The following is a 19,778-nucleotide window of genomic DNA, read 5'->3' on the forward strand; positions in this document are numbered from 1 at the left end:
TTTTATAAATTTGCAAAAAATACATTGTTTTTTTAAAGAAATTGTAATTTAACTAATATGAACTATCAACTGGACGAAATAGACAAGAAAATTCTTGATTTCTTAGTAGAGAACACAAGAATGCCTTTTACAGAAATTGCAAAGCAGATGGATGTTTCTGCAGGTACAATTCACGTAAGAGTGAAAAAGATGGAGGATGCGGGTATTATTTTGGGATCATCTCTTAACATCGATTATGGAAAGCTGGACTATCATTTTACGGCTTTTATCGGAATTTTATTAACGAAATCCAACCGTACACAAGAGGTATTGAAGGAGTTGACAAGCATTCCTAACGTAATTGAAGCCAGCGTTATTTCAGGGAAATATAATATTTTCTGCAAGGTAAGAGCGAAGAATACGGAAGATGCCAAAAGAATTATTTACCAGATCGATGATATTCAGGATGTCATGAGAACGGAGAGTATGATTTCTATGGAAGAGTACTTAAGCGATAAAAACAGATTGATCAACGCGATCTCGATTTAAGCAAATTTTAAACGAATTATACTAAAGAACTTATGAAATCTCTCATAAGTTCTTTATTTTTGTACTTATGGAAGAATACAGCTATTTTGACGAGGATCCGAAGAAAGGATGGGGATTTATTCTGGCTTTTGCCGCTTTATTATTATTTACAGTAATGGGATTCGGCATCGATCTGGACGAATATCTCCAGCATGAATACCTGCATATACCAAGATGGTACTTTTTTGTGATCTTCACTGTTGATGCTTTAATGGTATTAAGTCTTGTCCTGATGTTTTTCTACAGAAAGATCGGGATCTTTTCTTTTCCTGCCCTGCTGATTCTGCATTTCTTTATGCACAGTTATTACCTGTCTACTTTCCTGTATACAGATGTTACTAATCTGTTCCTTTTCACCGGGTTCGGAATGCTGGCGATTATTCCGAAATGGAAATTTTTCAGATAATATTTTATTTAAATCAACTGAAAATAATATTCAGATATTACGGCATTTTAATGATATGAACGGACTTTAGTCCGTTTTTTTATTTAAAGCAAGATCGGGTGTAAACACAGCAGATAGGTAATTAATCATAGATATTTCCTAAAATTACAATAGACAGACAGGTCTGTCTGTATTCAAAACTTATTGTATCTTTGTCCTGTTAAATACATGAATATGCTGTCGCCAAAAGAAAGAATTATTACTACGACATTTGAGCTTTTTACAAAACAGGGATATAATTCAACAGGGATTAATCAGATTATCTCCGAAGCGAATGTAGCCCGGGCCAGCTTTTACCAATATTTTAGGTCTAAAGAAGATTTGTGTGTAGAATTTTTAAAAATAAGACACGACTTTTGGTTTAAAGAATTGCATCAATTCATTTCAAAAGATAAAGATGCGAAATCAACTATTGTTTCTTCTTTTGACTTTCTAATCTATATGAATCAGAAAGAAAACTTCAGAGGTTGCAGCTTCCTGAATATTTTATCTGAAATTCCGGCGGATAATGTCAAGATTTTAAATGTGATACAGCATCATAAGGCAGATTTGAGAAATTATTTTTCAGAATTACTGAAAGATAAAGACCTTGCGGATCATATTTATCTGTTATTTGAAAGCAGTATTATAGAAAGCCAGCTTTTCAGGTCGAACGAACTCATCGAAAAATCAAAAAAAATCATCAACCAACTAATTAAATAAAAAATTATGGAACAGAAACACCCACTTCCGCCCTTTACATTCGAAACCGCTTTAGAAAAAATTCAACTGGCAGAAGATGCCTGGAATAGCCAGGATCCTGAGAGAATTTCTAAAGCCTATACTACCGATAGTGAATGGAGAAATAGAGATCAGTTTGTCAGCGGAAGGCAGGAAATAGTGAAATTTCTTTCAAAAAAATGGGAGAGGGAGCTGAACTATACATTAAAAAAAGAATACTGGGCCCATACAGACAATCGTATTGCTGTTCGTTTTGAATACGAATATCAAAATAAAGAAGGAAACTGGTTTCGTGCCTATGGGAATGAAAACTGGGAATTTGATGAAAACGGCTTGATGAAAAAAAGATTTGCCAGCATAAATGATTTAGCGATAAACGAAGAAGACAGAAAGTTCAGATAAAAAGAAAGCATCCTTTTATAAAGGATGCTTTCATTATATTTTTTCGGAAAATTAAGCCAAAATTCTCTTCACCGCTTCTTTCACTGCAGCAGAATCGATTTTGTATTTTTTCATTAGTTCTGCAGGCGTAGCAGATTCCCCGAATGTATCGTTTACCGCTACAAATTCCTGCCGGGTCGGTCTTTTTCTGGCCAGCATTCCGGCAATGGATTCACCCAGACCGCCAAGGTAGTTGTGTTCCTCAGCCGTTACGATTTTCCCGGTCTTTTCAACCGATTTCAGGATAATTTCTTCGTCCAGCGGCTTAATTGTATGGATGTTGATTACCTCACATGAAATACCTTCTTTTTCAAGCTCATCTGCAGCAATAAGAGATTCCCAAACCAGGTGGCCGGTGGCAACAATTGTTACATCCGTCCCTTCCTGCAGCAGAATTCCCTTTCCGATCTCAAACGGCATATCCTCAGGAATAAAAACAGGAACCACCGGTCTTCCGAATCGAAGGTATACCGGACCCTCATGGTCTGCAATAGCCAGGGTCGCCGCTTTGGTCTGGTTGTAATCGCAAGGGTTGATCACCGTCATTCCAGGAAGCATCTTCATCATCCCGATGTCTTCCAGAACCTGGTGGGTAGCCCCGTCTTCTCCTAACGTAAGACCGGCATGGGATGCACAGATCTTCACATTTTTGTTGGAATAGGCGATGGACTGACGGATCTGGTCGTACACTCTTGAAGTGGAAAAGTTCGCAAAAGTTCCCGTAAAAGGAATTTTTCCCGTGATGCTTAGCCCGGCAGCAAGCCCCATCATATTGGCTTCAGCGATACCTACCTGAAAGAATCTTTCCGGAGCCTTTTCGATGAACTTTTCCATTTTCAAGGAACCGATAAGGTCTGCACAAAGCGCAACAACATCAGGGTTTTTATCAGCAAGTTCTGCCAGTCCGGCACCGAAACCTGAACGCGTATCTTTTTTTTCTGTATATGTAAATTTCATTTTGTTCTAAATTATTTATTAAAAGATTACTGATTATTAATTACTTACTGTTAATAATCGGCAGGAGCTTCAAGGTACAGTTGCTTAATAGCAGTTTCCAGCTGCTCGTCACTAGGTGCTTTTCCGTGCCATGCGTGGGATCCCATCATGAAATCCACTCCATTACCCATCTGGGTATGAAGAATGATCGCCACTGGTTTCTCTTTCCCCGTTTCTGTTTTCGCTTTTTCAAGAATGGCAATCACTGCTTCCAGATCGTTTCCGTTTTTCTCTTCAAGAACCGTCCATCCGAACGCTTCCAGCTTGGCGTGAAGATTGCCCAGGTTCAGTACATTATCCGTACTTCCGTCAATCTGCTGACCATTATAATCGATAGTAGAAATAATATTATCAACTTTTTTTCCGGCAGCATACATAAAAGCTTCCCAGTTTTGGCCTTCCTGCAATTCCCCGTCTCCCTGTAAAGTATACACCAAAGAGTGGTCTCCGTCCAGCTTCTTCCCCTGGGCAACGCCTAAAGCCACCGAAAGCCCCTGTCCTAGAGATCCGGATGCTACTCTGATGCCCGGCAGCCCTTCATGGGTAGTCGGATGCCCCTGTAATCTGGAATCCAGCTTTCTGAAAGTTTTCAGCTCGTCCGCCGGAAAAAATCCGAATCTGGCCAGGGTCGAATAGAATACCGGAGAAATATGTCCGTTCGAAAGATAAAAATGATCTTGGTTTTTACCTTCCATCGTGAAAGGAAGCTCATAGTTCATTACTTTTCCGTAAAGGGCCGTGAAAAACTCAGTACAGCCTAAACTTCCTCCCGGGTGTCCGGAATTTACAGCATGGACCATTCTTAAAATGTCTCTTCTGATTTGCGTAGTAAGAGATTTTAACTCTTCGATGCTTTTACTCATTGTGTAAGATTTATATGCAAGCGAATTTACGATATTTTGCCGGCTTAAAGAAATGTAAAAGCCCGGATTTCAGGTCCGGACTTTAGTTTTTAGGATAATTTATTTTAAAGTTATATGAGGTTTAAATGAAATGTAATCACAAAATTTATGATATTAAACCAATTTCAGATAAGATTTCTGCCGCACCAGCCAAAGTCCGATAAAGGTAAGCAGTCCGTTTAGGACAATTAATTCCACGCCGATCCGGTAATCGGTGTAAGTTGTTACCAAATAGTTGATCAGATAAGTGGCTACCGGAGCCAGAATGGTCACGGCCAGGATGGCATATTTTTTTGAAATCTGGAATTTTGTGAATATCCCGAAAGCAAAAAGTCCGAGAAGCGGTCCGTAGGTATAACCTGCAATTTCCATGATAAGGTAAACGATGGATTTGTCGTTCAGTGCTTTAAAAATCATAATTAAAATAAAGAAAACAATGGTAAACGTTAAATGAACCTTCATCCGGAGCTGTTTTTTTTCTTTTTCGGTCCTATTCCGGTCTTCATTGAGGTTCAGGAGGTCGACACAGTACGAACTGGTAACTGCTGTCAATGCTCCGTCAGCAGAAGGAAATAAGGCTGAAATCAGCCCGATGATAAAAATCACCGAAATGATCATCGGGAAATGCCCCTGAAGCGATAAAGCCGGAAAGAGGTCGTCACCCATGATGTTTTTAATTTCACCGCCGGCATCTTTAAACCCGAAAATGTTGGTTACCGTTTCCCCGTTGATCTGTCCGTATTCTGCACCGTGCTGCAAAGCAAAAAGGTAGAGCAGCCCTCCCAGAAACAGAAAGGCCAGGTTGACAAAAAGCAGGGTTCCCGCGAAAGTCAGCATATTCTTCTTAGAGTTTTTAAGATTGTCCACCGAGATATTTTTCTGCATCATTTCCTGGTCCAGGCCGGTCATGGCAATGGTAATGAATATTCCGCCTATAATGGTTTTTAAGAAAAAGGTTTTGGAATTCGGATCGAAATTGATAAAATGGGTATAATTTTTCTGTTCTAAAATCGCGTAGGCTTCACCCGCAGATAAATTTAAATTGGATAAAATATAAATGATACAGGCAATCAGACTGATGATCATGAAAGAAGTCTGCAGTGTATCCGTAATAACAATTGTCTTTACCCCACCTTCAAAAGTATATAAAAGAACCATCAGCAGAAGAACCATCGCCGTTACCCAGAACGGAACGCCCAGCCCTTCCAGTAAAAAAATCTGCAGGACATTCACTACCAGATACAACCTTGCCGTTGCCCCAATCGCTCTCGAAATAATAAAAAAGATGGAACCGATCTTATGCGCTTCCACATTGAACCGTTTTCCCAAATAGGTATAAATCGAGGTAAGATTCATCTTGTAATAGAGCGGTAAAAGGATCGCGGCGACAATGAAATACCCGATAAAAAAGCCAATCACCATCATGTAATATTCGAAGCCACCGTAGATGTACTCGCTCCCCGTCATTTTACCGACGGTTCCGGGAACGGAAATAAAGGTTACCCCGCTCAGGCTGGTCCCGATCATTCCGAAAGCCACCAGCCACCATTTACTTTTTTTATTACCGATAAAAAACGACTGATTATCAGAGTTTCGGCTTGTAAAATAGGAAATAACCAACAGCCCGATAAAATAGACAAAAACAAACAGCAGGAGAGTAGTTCCGGGATTCATGCTTTAATTTAAATTTTAGCAAATATAGTTTTTTTCTCTTCTGCCTGAAAAGAAAAAACCTTCCGGAACTGAAAGATAAAGGTAAAGGTAAAGGTAAAGGTAAAGGTAAAGGTAAAGGTAAAGGTAAAGGTAAAGGTAAAGGTAAAGGTTGCTCAAATGTAATCTGTTATGATTGTCTCCTACTCAGCCTTTACCTCAGCCTCAATCTATATCTTCGCCTAAACCTTGTTTACCAGTACATCCTGGATTTCTTCTTCCTTCTGGAATGTCGCTTTGGCAAAAGGGCAGAGCGGAATGATGGTTTTTCCTTTCTTTCTGGCAAAATCTACTGCGGCATACAGCATTTCTTTTCCGACCCCTTTTCCGTTGTAGGCATCATCCACTTCCGTATGGTCGATGATGAACCGGTCTTCGCCAGCCCAGGTGTAGGTCATTAAACCGGCATGGGTCCCGTCCATAAAGGCTTCAAAATTTCCGCGTTTCTCGTCGTTGGTGTGTTGTATTTCAATCATGTTATGAAAATTGGGTTAATATTTCGATATCGTTGGTTAAAATTTTATGGATCGGGCAGGCATCGGCAATCGCGTGCAGCCTTTTCCTCTGTTCTTCATCAAGATGTGTGCCTTCAAATCGGATATTCCTTTTAAAAATGGCTCTTTTCGTTAGTGGGAAATTTTCAAGCTCCACTTCTACGTCGATCTTTTCAACGTCCCATTCTTTCCGATCGATGTACATCCGTAAGGTGGCTGCCGTACAGCTTGCCAGTGAGGTAGCCAGGATTTCAAAAGGGTTAAAACCTTTGTTGCCACCGCCTTTGTCCACCGGCTCGTCAGTAATCAGGTTGTTTTCCCCGGCAATAACCTCGGTATAATATTTTTCTTTGCCTAAACTCGCTTTTACGGTCACTGCCATGGTGTCTGTATTTTATTATATTTTACTATTTCTGAAAAATGTAAAGATCAGTTTTTGATCTGATATTTGAAATTTTCGATTTTATCTTTCAGTTCTGCCAGCATTTCCGGATTGATGATTCCGCTTTCAAGATCAAAGTTCTCATAAAATTTCGGAAGCGAAAAGGTATTTTTAATGTCAGCACCAAAATTCGGGAAAAAGGTTTTTGCCGTATTCATCACATTACCGCCGCCGTACCCGCCGGGAGACGTGGACATCAGCAACATCGGTTTGTTCTGGAATACCTTGACGTTGATTCTGGAAGCCCAGTCGAAAATGTTTTTAAAAGCGGCACTGTACGAGCGGTTGTGTTCCGCCAGCGAGCAGACAATCACGTCACAGTCTTCAATCACTTTTAAAAAATGATAGGCTTGGTCCGGAAAGCCTTTCTTTTCGCGGTCAACGGAAAACACAGGCATATCAAAATCATTCAGGTCGATCAGGTTGATTTCGTCATCCTGAAAATCTTTCAGGGCAAGTTTTACAAGTTCTTTATTGATGGAAGTGGAAGACGTACTTCCTGCAAATGCTAATATTTTCATGGTTTAAATCTAAAGTTTTCTGTTTAAAATCGCTTTCGGAAGCGGCACATAATCTTCATCGTCGCCCGGAACCAGCGGGAAAGCTTCGTGGTTCTGGTCGTTCCAGTTTACTTTCGCCTGCTCGATAAGTTCCTTATCGGAGTTCACAAAATTCCAGAAAATAAAACGTTCTTCCTCGAATGGCTCGCCGCCAAACAGATAAACCGTTCCGTTCTCACTCATCTCGAATTCGCAAAGCTGGGTGTTTTTAGCAATCAGAAGCTGTTTGGAGCCGTAAGAATTTCCGTCGGTGGTAACCGTTCCATCCAATACGTACATGGCTGCTTCACCGTAAAGATCTTTTCCGATGCTGATCTTTTGGGATTCTTTAGTTTTGATTTCAATAAAAAACAATTTGCTGTGCACCGGAACCGGGGATTTTCTTCCGAAAGCTTCTCCGGCAATGAGTTTGTACTGGATTCCGTCTTCTTCCCAAACCGGAATATCTGCAGCTTCCGTATGATGAAAGCTGGCTTCCGACTGCTCCAGGTATTTCGGAAGCCCAACCCAGATCTGGAATCCATGAAGCCGCTTGTCCGAATGTCTCAGGTATTCCGGCGTTCTTTCGGAATGGACCACCCCTTTTCCGGCAGTCATCCAGTTTACCGCACCCGGCTGGATCTCAAGTGCACTTCCAAGGCTGTCGCGGTGAAAAATAGATCCTTCCAAAAGATAGGTAAGGGTAGAAAGCCCGATATGCGGATGCGGGGGAACATCAAGGTTCTGGTAATCCTTTAAATCTGCCGGGCCCATATGGTCGATAAAAACAAAAGGGCCGACTGCTCTTTTCTCACGGAAGGGCAGCAACCTTCCCACTAAAAAATTTCCTATATCCGCTGATTTTTCTTCAATGATAAGTCCGATGTTTGACATATGCTGTGGTTTAATTTTAGTTCTATTTGAGCCGTTTCCGTTTAAAGCCCAATGATAAAAATAGGAAAAAGAATCATCCGAATGGCCTATATGCCTGTAAAAAAATCGGTCCGGTTTAGTATTTCCTTATTCTGTGAGCAAAATTAAAGCATCTGCTGAAAGCATCCATTGATCTGTGGTAATAAGTCTGGTTATTGAACGAATCAGGGTAGATTAAAAATATGTTATGTAAAGCTTAGATAAGTTTTATCTGAATTCATATTTTTGGGTGGTAAGCCTGATATGACCATATTTTACAATCGGAATCTAATAATTACTGTTGAATTTCCTGTCCCGGGTACCGTTTTTATTTACTTTGGCCCAGGTCTGATCAATGATTTTAGCGTCTCGGGGAACTCCCGAAGTTTCCGTAAAGCGGGTGTAGGTATCATGAAAATTCAGTTCATCAATTTCTAATGATGGCAAATTTAATATCGTATCCATTACAATAAATGTCGGATAAATATAAATGTCGGATCCATTCACTTCTAATCCTCCTTCGACTGCATATTTTTACCATCCGAAAGATGAAGCCTGCGGAAAACAAAACCTGAAATGATGGTCAGGATGCCAACGGTAAGGAAGGTCCAGCGGAAGGCGTTGTGCATTTCGCCATGGATGAGGTCGGTATTTTCGAAAATCTTCAGGACAATCAATCCGAAGGCAATCCCGAAACCGATGGCCAGCTGCTGGTTAACGGATAAAAGTGAATTTCCGCTGCTGGTCTGGAAATTCCGCAGGTCGGCAATGGAAATGGTGTTCATGGAAGTAAACTGGATCGAGTTGAAAAATCCCAGAATGGCAATGATCGGAACAAACCAATATAAGGAAGTGTTGATGTCCGGAATGGCCAGAAGGCAGATTAAAGTTCCGATGATAAAGGTATTCGTCATCAGGGTCTGCCGGTATCCGAATTTATCCAAGATTTTAATAACGTAAGATTTTCCGAAAATTGCCGTGAGTGCCATCGGTGCAATAATCCATCCGGAAGTAACCGCCGATTGTTTATAAGCAATCTGGATCATCAGGGGAAGCAAAAGCGGAACGGAGCTGATCCCCAACCGGGTAGCCAGGTTTCCGATGATACCGACCCGAAAGGTCCTTACCTGAAATAAGTTAAGCGGAAAAATAGGGCTGTCGTCTCTTTTGGCGTGCCGGTAATAATAATAGAGGCAGAGAAATCCAAGGATGAAAACCACCAGAACAGGAGTGATGTTCTGCATATTCCCGAAAAGTTCCAGCGCGACGGAAAGAAGAAGTGAAGCTGCCGCAAAAATCAAGAAGCCTTTCAGGTCAAATTCCACATCTTTGGATTTGTAATCGGGCATAAATTTAAGCCCCAATGTAATTCCCAGGATCCCGATCGGGATGTTGATTAAAAAAATCCAGTGCCAGGAAAGGTAATCTACCATATAACCTCCTACCAAAGGCCCCAATACAGGACCAATCAGTGCCGGAACAATAGCGAAGTTCATGGCTTTTAGTAATTCGTTTTTATCAAATGTCTTGATCAGGGCCAGTTTTCCGACCGGCGTCATCAGGCTGCCTCCGATTCCCTGCACCACACGGGAAATTACCAGATGGGTAAGGTTTTGGGATAAGGCACAGAACAGCGAACCAATGCTGAAAAGAATGAGGGAGAATATAAATATCTTTTTGGTTCCGAAGCGGTCTGCCAGAAATCCGCTGGCCGGCATAAAAACCGCGAGGGTCAGAACATAACTGATAATGGCATTCTGCATGTTGAGCGGCGATTCCTGCAGATCTTTTGCAATGGAAGGTAGTGAAGTGTTGAGGATTGTGGAATCCAGCATCTGCATAAAAATGGCCGTTGCAAGAATCAACGGTAGAATTTTTTTGATCGAAATGGTCGGCTGCGGTAGTTCTTCTGACATAGGTAAGTACCGGAAACGGATTTCCGGATTTATTTGGTTCAAAAAAATAAAGAATATTGTATGAGAGCAATATTCATTCCTTAAAGAGAGATGATGATATATCTCACTATAAGCCTTTATACATCATAAGCTGCAAAGAGATGCCTCTCAGGTGTTGAAAATTAGAATAAGGTAAACAGGCAAAATAAAAGTCCTGCGAACTTCGCAGGACCATGGTCTTATTTTCTTGGCTTTTCAACCCCTTTCCATTCGTCGCCGGCTTTTCTGTACTGGCTTAATTCGAAGGTTTTGAAATCCTTGGTTTTGTATTCAATGTTGTCCGTATTCTGTTCAAACGGCATGATGTAGTAATAATCGGCATCGGTTCTGTCCGTTTTCGTTCCTTTCTTTACAGACGGAACGTATTTTGAGAATTTGTAGCTCGGAAGATATTGCTTTACTCTGGCATAGAAAGCTTTGTTTTCTTTTTCTTCCGGGATAATGTCTACAATATTGAAATCGTCTTTCTCTTTATTGATCCACAGGTAATAGGTTTTGTCCTCGCCTGTATTCCTGTTATTGGAATTGAAAGCATACAGCTCTTTCGGTACCAGTTCCTTAATCTTTTCTGCATCAACTTTTGTATAATACTGTCCTTTTGAAGGATCTACATACGTTTCAAGGTTATACATTAAAACCGAGTTATTATCCAGGTTTTTATTCTTGAAATACTGGTTTAAAGACAGTTCTGCCGTTTCCCTGAGTTCTTTTCCTCTAGCATCCAGCTTTTTGCTAGGATTCTGAGGATTTACTTTTTTTACGAACTCATATAAAACTTTCGGCTTTATATCTTTCAGGTGAGGATAGGTTTTCAGCTGCTCTGCTTTTACCAGCCAGTAATACTGTTGGTAAAAGTCGTCTTTATCGGCATCTTTCACGCTTTTATACGTCATGGCCAGCTTTTTAGAGCTAAGATATTTACCGTATTTTCCCTGTCCGAAAGCAAAAGTCATGGCTAATAAGGCAAATAAGATAGTAATGTTTCTTCTCATTTTTTATAATTGATATTTTCGTTTTCCAAATATAATTATTTATTAGATAATATTTTTGATTAACGGTTAAATTCTGACAATATTGTTACCGTTAATTCAAAAAAAAATCCTGTATCGCTACAGGATTAATAAATTTTAAATCTGGACAGAGAAAATAAGCATGATTGAAGATTAATAATGAGGGTCAAATTACCCTTCACATCATGTTAATACCCAATCTTAATTATAAAAATTCACTTACGAAGCAAAATTCACCATTGATTTCCCTTCTACCTTCGCCGTAAGATGTTTCATGCACCTTCACAGCTCTTCCGCTCGGGTCGTTCATGTTTTTAAAGGTTTCGTCCCATTCCAGGGCAATAGGTGTGGAGCAGGCTACAGAAGGTACCGAAGGTACGGTTGCTGCTGCAGTTTCACTCGGAAAATGCTCCTCAAAAATCGTCCGGTAGCGGTATTCTTCCTTGTTTTGAGGCGTGTTTACCGGAAACCGGAACCGGGCGTTGGCCATCATTTCATCGCTCACTTCATTTTCAGCTACCGCTTTTAAGGTATCGATCCAGGAATAGCCGACGCCATCGGAGAACTGTTCCTTCTGTCTCCAGACAATCGATTCTGGAAGAAGGTCTTCAAAGGCCTTTCTCAACAACCATTTTTCAATTTTTCCTTCGGCAGCATTCACCATTTTGTCTTTCGGGTTCAGGGTCATGGCGATATCCATAAATTCTTTATCCAGAACGGGACACGACCTTCGATTCCCCAGCTCATCAGGGCTTTGTTGGCCCTTAAACAATCGTACAGATGCAGTTTCCCGAGTTTTCTTACCGTTTCATCATGGAATTCCTTGGCGTTCGGTGCTTTATGGAAATAAAGGTAGCCGCCGAACAGCTCATCAGAACCTTCTCCGGACAATACCATTTTAATCCCCATGGATTTGATTACCCTGGCGAGAAGATACATTGGGGTAGAAGCCCTTACGGTAGTTACGTCATAAGTTTCCAGGTGATAAATCACGTCTCTTATAGCATCCAGCCCTTCCTGAACGGTAAAAGTAACTTCGTGGTGCACCGAGCCGATGTGCTCCGCTGCTTTTTGGGCTGCTGCAAGATCCGGGGATCCGACCAATCCCACGGCAAAACTGTGCAGCCTCGGGTACCAGGCTTCCTGTGTGTCTCCGCTTTCAATTCTCTGACGGGCAAATTTTGCAGTAATGGCAGAAATTACCGAAGAATCCAATCCTCCTGAAAGCAAGACCCCATAAGGCACATCGCTCATCAGCTGTCTGTGGACCGCATCTTCCAGTCCTTTTCGTAAGGCATCAATATCCGTTGGGCTGTCTTTTACGGCATCAAAGTTTTCCCATTCTCTTTTATACCACTGCTGAAGCTCGCTTCCGTCTTTGCTGTATACAATATGCCCCGGCAGAAAGGTTTCAATAGTTTTGCAGACACCTTCCAGTGCCTTGAGTTCAGAAGCTACATAATAGTTTCCGTTTTTATCCCGGCCATGATAGAGCGGGCAGATTCCCATATGGTCGCGGGCGATCAGGTAAACATCATTTTCTGTATCATATAGAGAGAACGCAAAAATACCGTTCAGCTTTTCGATAAAATTCTTTCCGTATTTTCTGTAAAGCGCTAAAATCACTTCACAATCCGACTCGGTCTGAAATTCGTAATCAGGGAATTCCTCTTTTAATTCCCTGTGGTTATAGATTTCACCGTTTACAGCAAGCACTACTTTTCCGTCTTTGGTAAATAAAGGCTGCTTTCCGGAAGTCGGATCTATGATGGCCAGCCTTTCGTGAGAGAAAACCACTTTATCATTCTGGAATACGCCGCTCCAGTCCGGGCCGCGGTGGCGTATTTTCTTAGACATTTCAAGAACCTGGGGTCTCAGGATTTCGGTTTTTTGTTTAGCATCAAACAAACATACAATTCCACACATATTTTATCATTTAATTTAAAACAAAAGTATCAGTGTGCTTTAAAAAAAACAACAAAAATTTTTATTTGATTTAAAATTTTAATTAATTTTATTTTAACTAAGTAAAAAATTAATTATTTGCTGTAAAAAATAGTATTAAGGTTAATTTTTTTCACTTGCTGGCCCGTGTTCTATTTACATACGAAATTATTCTGGAATATTTCTTAATATATGGTAATTTATTTGACTAATTTTCATCTTTACTTTGTGGCTCGAAATAATTTTTTTTCATCATTTGTGTTTTTACCTTCTTGTAATTCAGTTTGCGAGAAGGTTTTTTTATTCCGTTCCCAACAGGACTCCTGAAACATTCCAAGCACTGAAACTTGACCCTTCTCTCTGGCCCTGCGGGATCTTTACCTGTAGGGTATGTTTTCCTGCCTTTAGATCACCTAATGGGATAAAACCGGGATTGGTTACCGTTCCCGGGCACCAGTTGGATCTGCTGAGGTCGGAAGAAGAAAGCCCGTCCGGGAAATTTCCCGAAGCGGGATTGTACAGGCGGTAGGATCCGCAGTCAGTTCTCCATGGGATAAATGAGAAAACCATTTTTCCGTCCAGGAATATGGAATTGGTTTTCGGTAGGAACTCATCACCGTTTTCCCAGCCACCGTGTCCTGTGGTCGTGTATTTCAGCTGTGTATTCTTAAGGTCTTTCTTCAGGGTGAATTCTACCAGAAGCCCCTGATCTTTATCGAACATCGTCGAATATTCCTGTCCTGCCATTTCCATAATATTCAGCGTGTTGAAAATAGGAATCACTGTATTGTTTTTATAAATATTCTGATCGCTTTTATGGATGGTAATTTCCAGACTTATTTTATGACCGCCTTTGTCATAATTTCCGATGAAAGCCCCGATCCATAATTCTTTTTCGCTTAAAGATGGCTTCAGATCGGTAATATCTTCACGGTAAGGGCTTATGGTCTGCCAGGTTTTATCCTTTAATTGCAGATTATTGAATTTGTTGATCCCAAAAGCGGTGAAGAAACGCATCATTTCAACAGGGGGATTATAATTTTCCGTCGCCATGATCCCATAATATTGTTTGCCGTTTCCGTTTTCATACATCGGTAAGGTTTTTACCCCGTTTTCCAGGCCGTTGAAAAACGACTGGGATTTGTCCTGGGGAATAAAAAATACCGTTCCCGTTCTGTCGTAAGCGTCTCCGTTTGACTGCTGCTTCAGCTCCACGAAAATAGTTTCGCCTTCTGTAATTTTCGGGAATTTAATTTTTTTTAGAAGAATCGTTCCGTCTGCAAATCTCTTAACCTCTCCGTCTGATTTCGACTGGTCGGAAAAGTTGATAATTTCGTTATCGAAGACCTTCAGTGTGGTAAATCTGCTTTTCCATACAAGATCCCTGTAACCCAACTGGTCTGTTGCAGTAACATTGCCCTGCAGAATGTTATCAATACCCGTCTTTTTTATTTTTTTCAGGGATGTAGCGGTGACAGCAGAGGTCTTATTTCTTTCAATTTCCAGTACGAAGCCCAGGTTTTGCCCGATGGTAGAAGGCCCACCCTGAATTTTCAGATCGTTGGTATACCAGACTTCAATCGTATTTGAATTGATTTTGGTGATGGCTTTTTTGCAGGTGTAGCCCAGGATTTTCTTAGTTTCATCCGTAAACTCAAAAACCTGCTTCCCAATCGATTCTTTGTCGGAAGCGGATATGATTTCACCAGGCTTCAGGAAAGCATACGAAAGAACAGTATTGGCAGGCTTTTCTATTTTGGTAATTTCATAAGGGAAATCTGCCTTCCCGTCTTTTATTTGCTGATTCAGAATATAGTTTTCGTTTTCATTGGCCCAGACTATTGCAGGAGTCTGATTGGCAGAAACTTTCCCGTTGTAAGAACTGGTATATTGCACTTCATAAGTCTGTGCAAAAGAGAAACAGCATAAAAAAGTAAAAATACTCAATAGAATTCTTTGGTACATATGAAATTAATTTCCACAAAGATAAATTTTAACCGAGATATTTCAAGTTTAAAATTGATCTCTGAAATTTAAGTGTATTTGGGATTATGGATAAAGCGCCATGTTATTATGAATTGAAAAAGTTCTGTTATTACAAGGATATTTATGACTGAGATCATAATGTGTTAATAATCAGTATTTTGTGTACCATATTTTTGCTAGATGGCATAAAGTTAGATGGCTTTAGATCTAACACCAAAAAATATATACTATGTTTTACCATTCACAAAAGCTTATCAATCCCATTGTCCCCGACGAACCGGATCCATCAGCAGCCAATGCCCTGCAGGAAGGGTTAGGCGGGCAGTTCGGCGAAATGCGTACGATGATGCAGTTTCTCTTCCAGAGTTTTAATTTCCGTGGTAATGCCACGCCGTATATGGATCTGATTCAAGGCGTGGGAATTGAGGAAATTTCCCATGTAGAGTTAATTACAAAAACAATTTCTCAGCTTCTTGACGGATCTCCAAGATACCAGGGCGATAAATATGAAGCGCCCGGTAAGGGTGGAGATGCTGCCATGGATATGGCGAAAGAACAGAAGAATCCGCATCATTATATTATGGGGGCCCAATCGGCACTTCCGGTAGATGCTGCAGGAAATCCATGGAGCGGCAGTTATGTGCATAACCATGGGAATCTCGTACTGGATCTGATGGATAACCTTGTGCTGGAAGCTACCGGAAGGCTTCAGAAGTGCAGGATCTATGAAATGAGTACCAATAAAACATTAAGGGCGACTGTTGCTTTTCTTATTGTTCGTGACGAAGCCCACCAGGCGGCATTTGCCAAAGCACTGGAAAAACTGGGGGTCGACTGGGGAAAAGTACTTCCTGTGCCGAAATTTGACTCCTCACAATTTCCCGAAGTAAAGCGGCTGCTCGATTTGGGACTGCATAGAGAACAGTACACTTTCCGTTTGGACGGATCCATGATGGAGCAGATTTTCAGTGGCCCGTCTCCTTTTAATGACGGTACCCAGCTTACCACGCTTAAAGAACCGCGTGAATCGTTTTTGGTTCCGCAAATGCCTGAACGTCCTGAAGAATTTGCCCCGGGGCTTGATGCAGAACTGCAGGCACTGGCAGATGCTTTTACAGAATTTAAGGAATCAGGAGGTAAGATCGATCAGAATATCGGAATTAGCGGGAATAAGGAGGAGTAATTTCTCCGGATCTCACAGATAACCGACAGATATATATTAAGTTTATTGGAAACGCCTGCAGAATATAATATTCTACGGGCGTTTTTTTTATTTAAAGCGATTAGCGCAATTGGTCACATCAATATTCTGCATAAAAAACTACTCTATAAAACAGAGTAGTTTCATATAAGATATGATATGTTGTTCCTTTTTAAGAAACCCTTTCGATAAGGGCCATATAAAAACCGTCATAGCCTTCGCTCGGCATTACTTTTTCATCCTTGACAAGTTTGAAGCCGGGGCTGTTTTTCAGAAATTCTGCTACCTGCTCATTGTTTTCCGATGGAAGGATCGAGCATGTGGCATAGACCATTTTACCTCCGATCTTAAGCATTTTGGAATAATCCTGAATAATCTGCTGCTGCTCTCCCTTGATTCTGTCGATGAAAGCCTGGTCAATCTTCCATTTACTGTCCGGATTCCTTTTTAAAACACCTAATCCGGAACATGGCGCATCGATCAGCAGGCGGTCAGCCTTTTCGTGAAGCCTTTTGATTACCTTATTGTCGGAGATCAGCCGGGTTTCGATGTTATGGGCTCCGGCTCTTTTGGCTCGGCGTTTCAGTTCGGTAAGCTTCCAGTCGAAAATATCAAGGGCGATAATCTGCCCTTTATTTCCCATCAACGCTGCCAGGTGAAGGGTTTTTCCACCGGCTCCGGCACATGCATCCACGACACGCTGCCCTTCTTTTACATCCAGGAAATAAGCGATTTTCTGTGAAGATGCATCCTGCACTTCAAATAATCCTTCTTTGAATGCGGTGGTAAGAAAAACGTTCTTCTTTTCCTCCAGCTGCACAGCATCAGGATAATTTTTAACCGGATACGAAATAATATTCTCGTCCGAAAGATCGGAAATCAGCTCTTTGGTTGTCGTCCGTAAGGAGTTTGCCCTTAAAACAGTAGGCGCCTGCTCGTTCAGAGCCTGCATTTCCTTTTCCCATTTAGGGCCCAGTTCTTTTTCCAGGGTTTCCGCCAGCCAGTCCGGAATGGAATATTCGATGGCTTTGGTTGGAACTGTTCCCTTTTTAAGCTTCGTCAGGATATCAGCGATCTTAATACCGTCGAATTCCTCAAATTTTTTATAATTGGTCTTGCTCCAAAGAAGGTAGGCAATGATTAATTTATAAACGTTGTTGGGCTTTACGCCTTCGCCCATATAATATTCCAGGCGTTTCTTCCAGCGGATAATATTGTAGAAAATCTCAGAAACAACGGCTCTGTCCTGGCTTCCCCATTTTTTATTTGCCTTCAGCAGCCTTTCGATTACTTTATCGGCGTATTTATTTTTCTCGAAAAACGTTTCCTGCAAAGCATCGTGGATTCCGATGGCCAGGTTTCGGTGTATCAATTCCATAAAATTGGGTTCTGCTATTTTGAATCTGCAAAATTACGAAAATTTAAACTTATAGAGTTATAAATTGTAAGATATGAGTTATCAGTTAATAGTTGTGAGTTTGTTTTTCGTTATTCCCTATCCAATGAACTTATCATTTATAATTTTTAACGCATCACTCAAAAATCCTACCTTTGCAAAAAATTAAAATATGAGTGATCCTGTACTTTGTCCTAAATGCAGCTCCGAGTTTACCTATCCGAGCGATAATATGATGGTATGTTCCCAGTGTTTCTATGAATGGAATCCTGAAGAAACAGCTGCCGAGGCCTCTGCTTCCGGAAAAATACTTGATTCAAACGGGAATGAGCTCCGGGATGGAGATTCTGTAGTAGTGGTTAAGGACCTGCCGGTAAAAGGAGCGCCGAAGCCGGTGAAAGCCGGAACAAAAGTGAAAAATATCCGTTTACGACCGGAAAGCGATCATAATATCGACTGTAAAATTGACGGTTTCGGAGCCATGGCACTGAAATCGGAATTTGTGAAAAAGGCCTGATCGGAATAATCTCTTTCTTTTTATCCAGTAACTTACAGAAATGACGAATATTCAGGACAGACCACAGATTACCACTGCAGAAAGGATCAGGGCCATAATTGGCGGTTCCATAGGAAACCTTGTAGAATGGTACGATTGGTATGCTTATGCGGCTTTTGCCATCTACTTTTCACACTCCTTCTTCCCGGATTCGGATATGACGGCACAGCTGCTGAATACTGCCGGGATTTTTGCCGTAGGTTTTCTTATGCGTCCCGTAGGCGGATGGATGTTCGGAAGCATCGCCGATAAGATCGGAAGAAAAAGAGCCATGACCCTGTCGGTACTGCTGATGTCCTTCGGTTCGCTGCTGATTGCCTTTACGCCAACCTATAATACCATCGGGGTATTGGCACCGATCTTTCTGCTGGTCGCCCGTCTTTTGCAGGGGCTTAGCGTGGGCGGAGAATACGGCGTATCGGCAACCTATCTCAGTGAAATGGCTACGGAAGACCGCCGCGGATTCTATTCGAGCTTTCAGTATGTTACCCTAATCGGTGGGCAGCTTATCGCGTTGGGAATCCAATTGATCCTGCAGAAACTTCTTCTTACGGAAACCCAGCTGGAAGAATGGGGGTGGAGAATCCCGTTTGTCATCGGTGCCATTCTTTCCGTCATTGCTCTATACCTGAGGTCAAGCCTTCATGAAACCGAGGCTTTTGAAAACAAAAAAGAAATCGTAAAAGATAAAAAAGGAAGTGTAAAAGAACTTCTGAAACATCCGCAGGCCCTGCTTACCGTTATCGGGCTTACCCTCGGCGGAACCCTGGCTTTTTATACGTACACCACCTATATGCAGAAATTCCTGGTCAATACGGTACACCTGAATAAAGAGCAGTCCACCCTTATTTCATTTATCTCCCTCTTTTTATTTGCCTGCCTGCAGCCTGTTTTCGGAGGGCTTTCGGATAAGATCGGGAGACGGCCGCTGCTGCTGGGCTTCGGGATCCTCGGAACTTTGTGTACCGTTCCGCTTCTTACGGCGCTAAGTCATACCACCTCCATGTGGATGTCGTTTCTATGGATTATGATTGCCCTAATTATTGTAAGCGGATACACCTCAATTAATGCCATTGTAAAGGCAGAGCTTTTTCCTTCAGAAATAAGGGCTTTGGGTGTGGGGCTTCCGTATGCCTTAACTGTAGCAATTTTTGGCGGAACAGCCGAATATATTGCCTTATGGTTTAAGCAGGCCCATATGGAACATTATTTTTACTGGTACATCACCGTCTGTATTTCGTTTTCCCTGATCGTTTATTTCAGGATGAAAGATACCAAGGAAACATCGAAGCTGGATGAAGATATTTAATAGGGAAGCTGCTGCCTGAGGTAACAAAGCTGCGCATTTTTAATAAAATAAAGACATAAAAAAAGGAAAGAGTTGGGCAGGGTAATCTTTCAAAAGACGCCATCGCAGGATTGCTGATGTTTGTCTCAGGAGGCAGAAAGAGCATTAACCAAAAATTTCCTTATGCGGTATAGCAGATACAAATGTAAGAAAAGTTTTTTCAAACCGGTCTTGTATTTGTATTTTTTTGACGTTAACTTTACGAAAATATGAA

Annotated in this window: 19 protein-coding genes and 1 pseudogene; 7 read left to right on the forward strand and 13 right to left on the reverse strand. The window is 41.3% G+C overall.

Features of this window, described 5'->3' with window-relative positions; genetic code table 11:
* Window positions 1-57: 57 nt before the first annotated feature.
* The 4 genes from FY557_RS06990 to FY557_RS07005 all read left to right on the forward strand — a co-directional run bounded on the left by FY557_RS06990 (window position 58) and on the right by FY557_RS07005 (window position 2,134).
* On the forward strand, window positions 58-528 hold the full coding sequence (locus FY557_RS06990; RefSeq protein WP_042723244.1) for an Lrp/AsnC family transcriptional regulator: 471 nt from the start codon (window positions 58-60) through the stop codon (window positions 526-528).
* Between the two features lie 67 nt (window positions 529-595).
* Window positions 596-973 carry a hypothetical protein gene (locus tag FY557_RS06995; RefSeq protein WP_149246565.1) on the forward strand — a complete coding sequence of 126 codons (378 nt, stop codon included), beginning with the start codon at window positions 596-598 and terminating at the stop codon, window positions 971-973.
* Between the two features lie 213 nt (window positions 974-1,186).
* Window positions 1,187-1,714, forward strand: coding sequence for a TetR/AcrR family transcriptional regulator (locus tag FY557_RS07000; RefSeq protein ID WP_149246566.1), 528 nt, complete (start codon window positions 1,187-1,189; stop codon window positions 1,712-1,714).
* Window positions 1,715-1,720: 6 nt separating this feature from the next.
* Window positions 1,721-2,134 (forward strand): nuclear transport factor 2 family protein, encoded by a 414-nt coding sequence (locus FY557_RS07005; protein ID WP_185151670.1) that lies wholly within the window; start codon window positions 1,721-1,723, stop codon window positions 2,132-2,134.
* A gap of 51 nt (window positions 2,135-2,185) precedes the next feature.
* Here FY557_RS07005 and FY557_RS07010 read toward each other — a convergent pair whose 3' ends face one another.
* From FY557_RS07010 to FY557_RS07060, 12 genes and pseudogenes are all read right to left on the reverse strand, one after another.
* A complete protein-coding gene (locus FY557_RS07010) occupies window positions 2,186-3,130 on the reverse strand; it encodes a transketolase family protein (RefSeq protein ID WP_149246568.1) in 945 nt (314 codons plus the stop codon).
* A gap of 50 nt (window positions 3,131-3,180) precedes the next feature.
* Complete coding sequence (locus tag FY557_RS07015) at window positions 3,181-4,032, reverse strand: transketolase (protein WP_149246569.1); 852 nt, start codon at window positions 4,030-4,032, stop codon at window positions 3,181-3,183.
* Window positions 4,033-4,185: 153 nt separating this feature from the next.
* Window positions 4,186-5,745 carry a sodium:solute symporter gene (locus FY557_RS07020; protein ID WP_149246570.1) on the reverse strand — a complete coding sequence of 520 codons (1,560 nt, stop codon included), beginning with the start codon at window positions 5,743-5,745 and terminating at the stop codon, window positions 4,186-4,188.
* Window positions 5,746-5,963: 218 nt separating this feature from the next.
* Window positions 5,964-6,257 (reverse strand): GNAT family N-acetyltransferase, encoded by a 294-nt coding sequence (locus FY557_RS07025; RefSeq protein WP_185151671.1) that lies wholly within the window; start codon window positions 6,255-6,257, stop codon window positions 5,964-5,966.
* 1 nt (window position 6,258) lies between these two features.
* The gene (locus tag FY557_RS07030) at window positions 6,259-6,657 is read right to left on the reverse strand and encodes an OsmC family protein (RefSeq protein WP_149246571.1); all 399 of its coding nucleotides are present in this window, start codon (window positions 6,655-6,657) and stop codon (window positions 6,259-6,261) included.
* Between the two features lie 47 nt (window positions 6,658-6,704).
* Entirely contained in the window at window positions 6,705-7,238 is a 534-nt protein-coding gene (locus tag FY557_RS07035; RefSeq protein ID WP_149246572.1) for an NADPH-dependent FMN reductase, read from the reverse strand.
* A gap of 9 nt (window positions 7,239-7,247) precedes the next feature.
* Window positions 7,248-8,150 carry a pirin family protein gene (locus FY557_RS07040; protein ID WP_149246573.1) on the reverse strand — a complete coding sequence of 301 codons (903 nt, stop codon included), beginning with the start codon at window positions 8,148-8,150 and terminating at the stop codon, window positions 7,248-7,250.
* Window positions 8,151-8,456: 306 nt separating this feature from the next.
* Window positions 8,457-8,633, reverse strand: coding sequence for a hypothetical protein (locus FY557_RS20080; RefSeq protein WP_185151672.1), 177 nt, complete (start codon window positions 8,631-8,633; stop codon window positions 8,457-8,459).
* A gap of 44 nt (window positions 8,634-8,677) precedes the next feature.
* Window positions 8,678-10,084: an MFS transporter gene (locus FY557_RS07045; RefSeq protein ID WP_149246574.1), complete on the reverse strand. Its 1,407-nt coding sequence runs from the start codon at window positions 10,082-10,084 to the stop codon at window positions 8,678-8,680.
* A 218-nt stretch (window positions 10,085-10,302) separates the two neighbouring features.
* The gene (locus tag FY557_RS07050) at window positions 10,303-11,115 is read right to left on the reverse strand and encodes a hypothetical protein (protein WP_149246575.1); all 813 of its coding nucleotides are present in this window, start codon (window positions 11,113-11,115) and stop codon (window positions 10,303-10,305) included.
* Window positions 11,116-11,338: 223 nt separating this feature from the next.
* Window positions 11,339-13,059, reverse strand: a pseudogene (gene asnB / locus FY557_RS07055) (asparagine synthase B).
* Between the two features lie 318 nt (window positions 13,060-13,377).
* The gene (locus FY557_RS07060; RefSeq protein ID WP_149246576.1) at window positions 13,378-15,042 is read right to left on the reverse strand and encodes a GLPGLI family protein; all 1,665 of its coding nucleotides are present in this window, start codon (window positions 15,040-15,042) and stop codon (window positions 13,378-13,380) included.
* 250 nt (window positions 15,043-15,292) lie between these two features.
* On the opposite strand from FY557_RS07060, the gene FY557_RS07065 reads away from it, so the two are divergent.
* Complete coding sequence (locus FY557_RS07065) at window positions 15,293-16,246, forward strand: manganese catalase family protein (RefSeq protein WP_149246577.1); 954 nt, start codon at window positions 15,293-15,295, stop codon at window positions 16,244-16,246.
* 190 nt (window positions 16,247-16,436) lie between these two features.
* Here the strand turns inward: FY557_RS07065 and FY557_RS07070 are convergent, their stop codons facing one another.
* Complete coding sequence (locus tag FY557_RS07070) at window positions 16,437-17,642, reverse strand: RsmB/NOP family class I SAM-dependent RNA methyltransferase (protein WP_149246578.1); 1,206 nt, start codon at window positions 17,640-17,642, stop codon at window positions 16,437-16,439.
* Window positions 17,643-17,832: 190 nt separating this feature from the next.
* Here FY557_RS07070 and FY557_RS07075 point away from each other — a divergent pair, with 190 nt between their 5' ends.
* Window positions 17,833-18,177: a zinc ribbon domain-containing protein YjdM gene (locus FY557_RS07075; protein ID WP_149246579.1), complete on the forward strand. Its 345-nt coding sequence runs from the start codon at window positions 17,833-17,835 to the stop codon at window positions 18,175-18,177.
* Between the two features lie 40 nt (window positions 18,178-18,217).
* A complete protein-coding gene (locus tag FY557_RS07080) occupies window positions 18,218-19,525 on the forward strand; it encodes an MFS transporter (protein WP_149246580.1) in 1,308 nt (435 codons plus the stop codon).
* Window positions 19,526-19,778 lie beyond the last annotated feature (253 nt).

This window comes from Chryseobacterium sp. SN22, assembly GCF_008329705.1.
Lineage (GTDB): Bacteria > Bacteroidota > Bacteroidia > Flavobacteriales > Weeksellaceae > Chryseobacterium.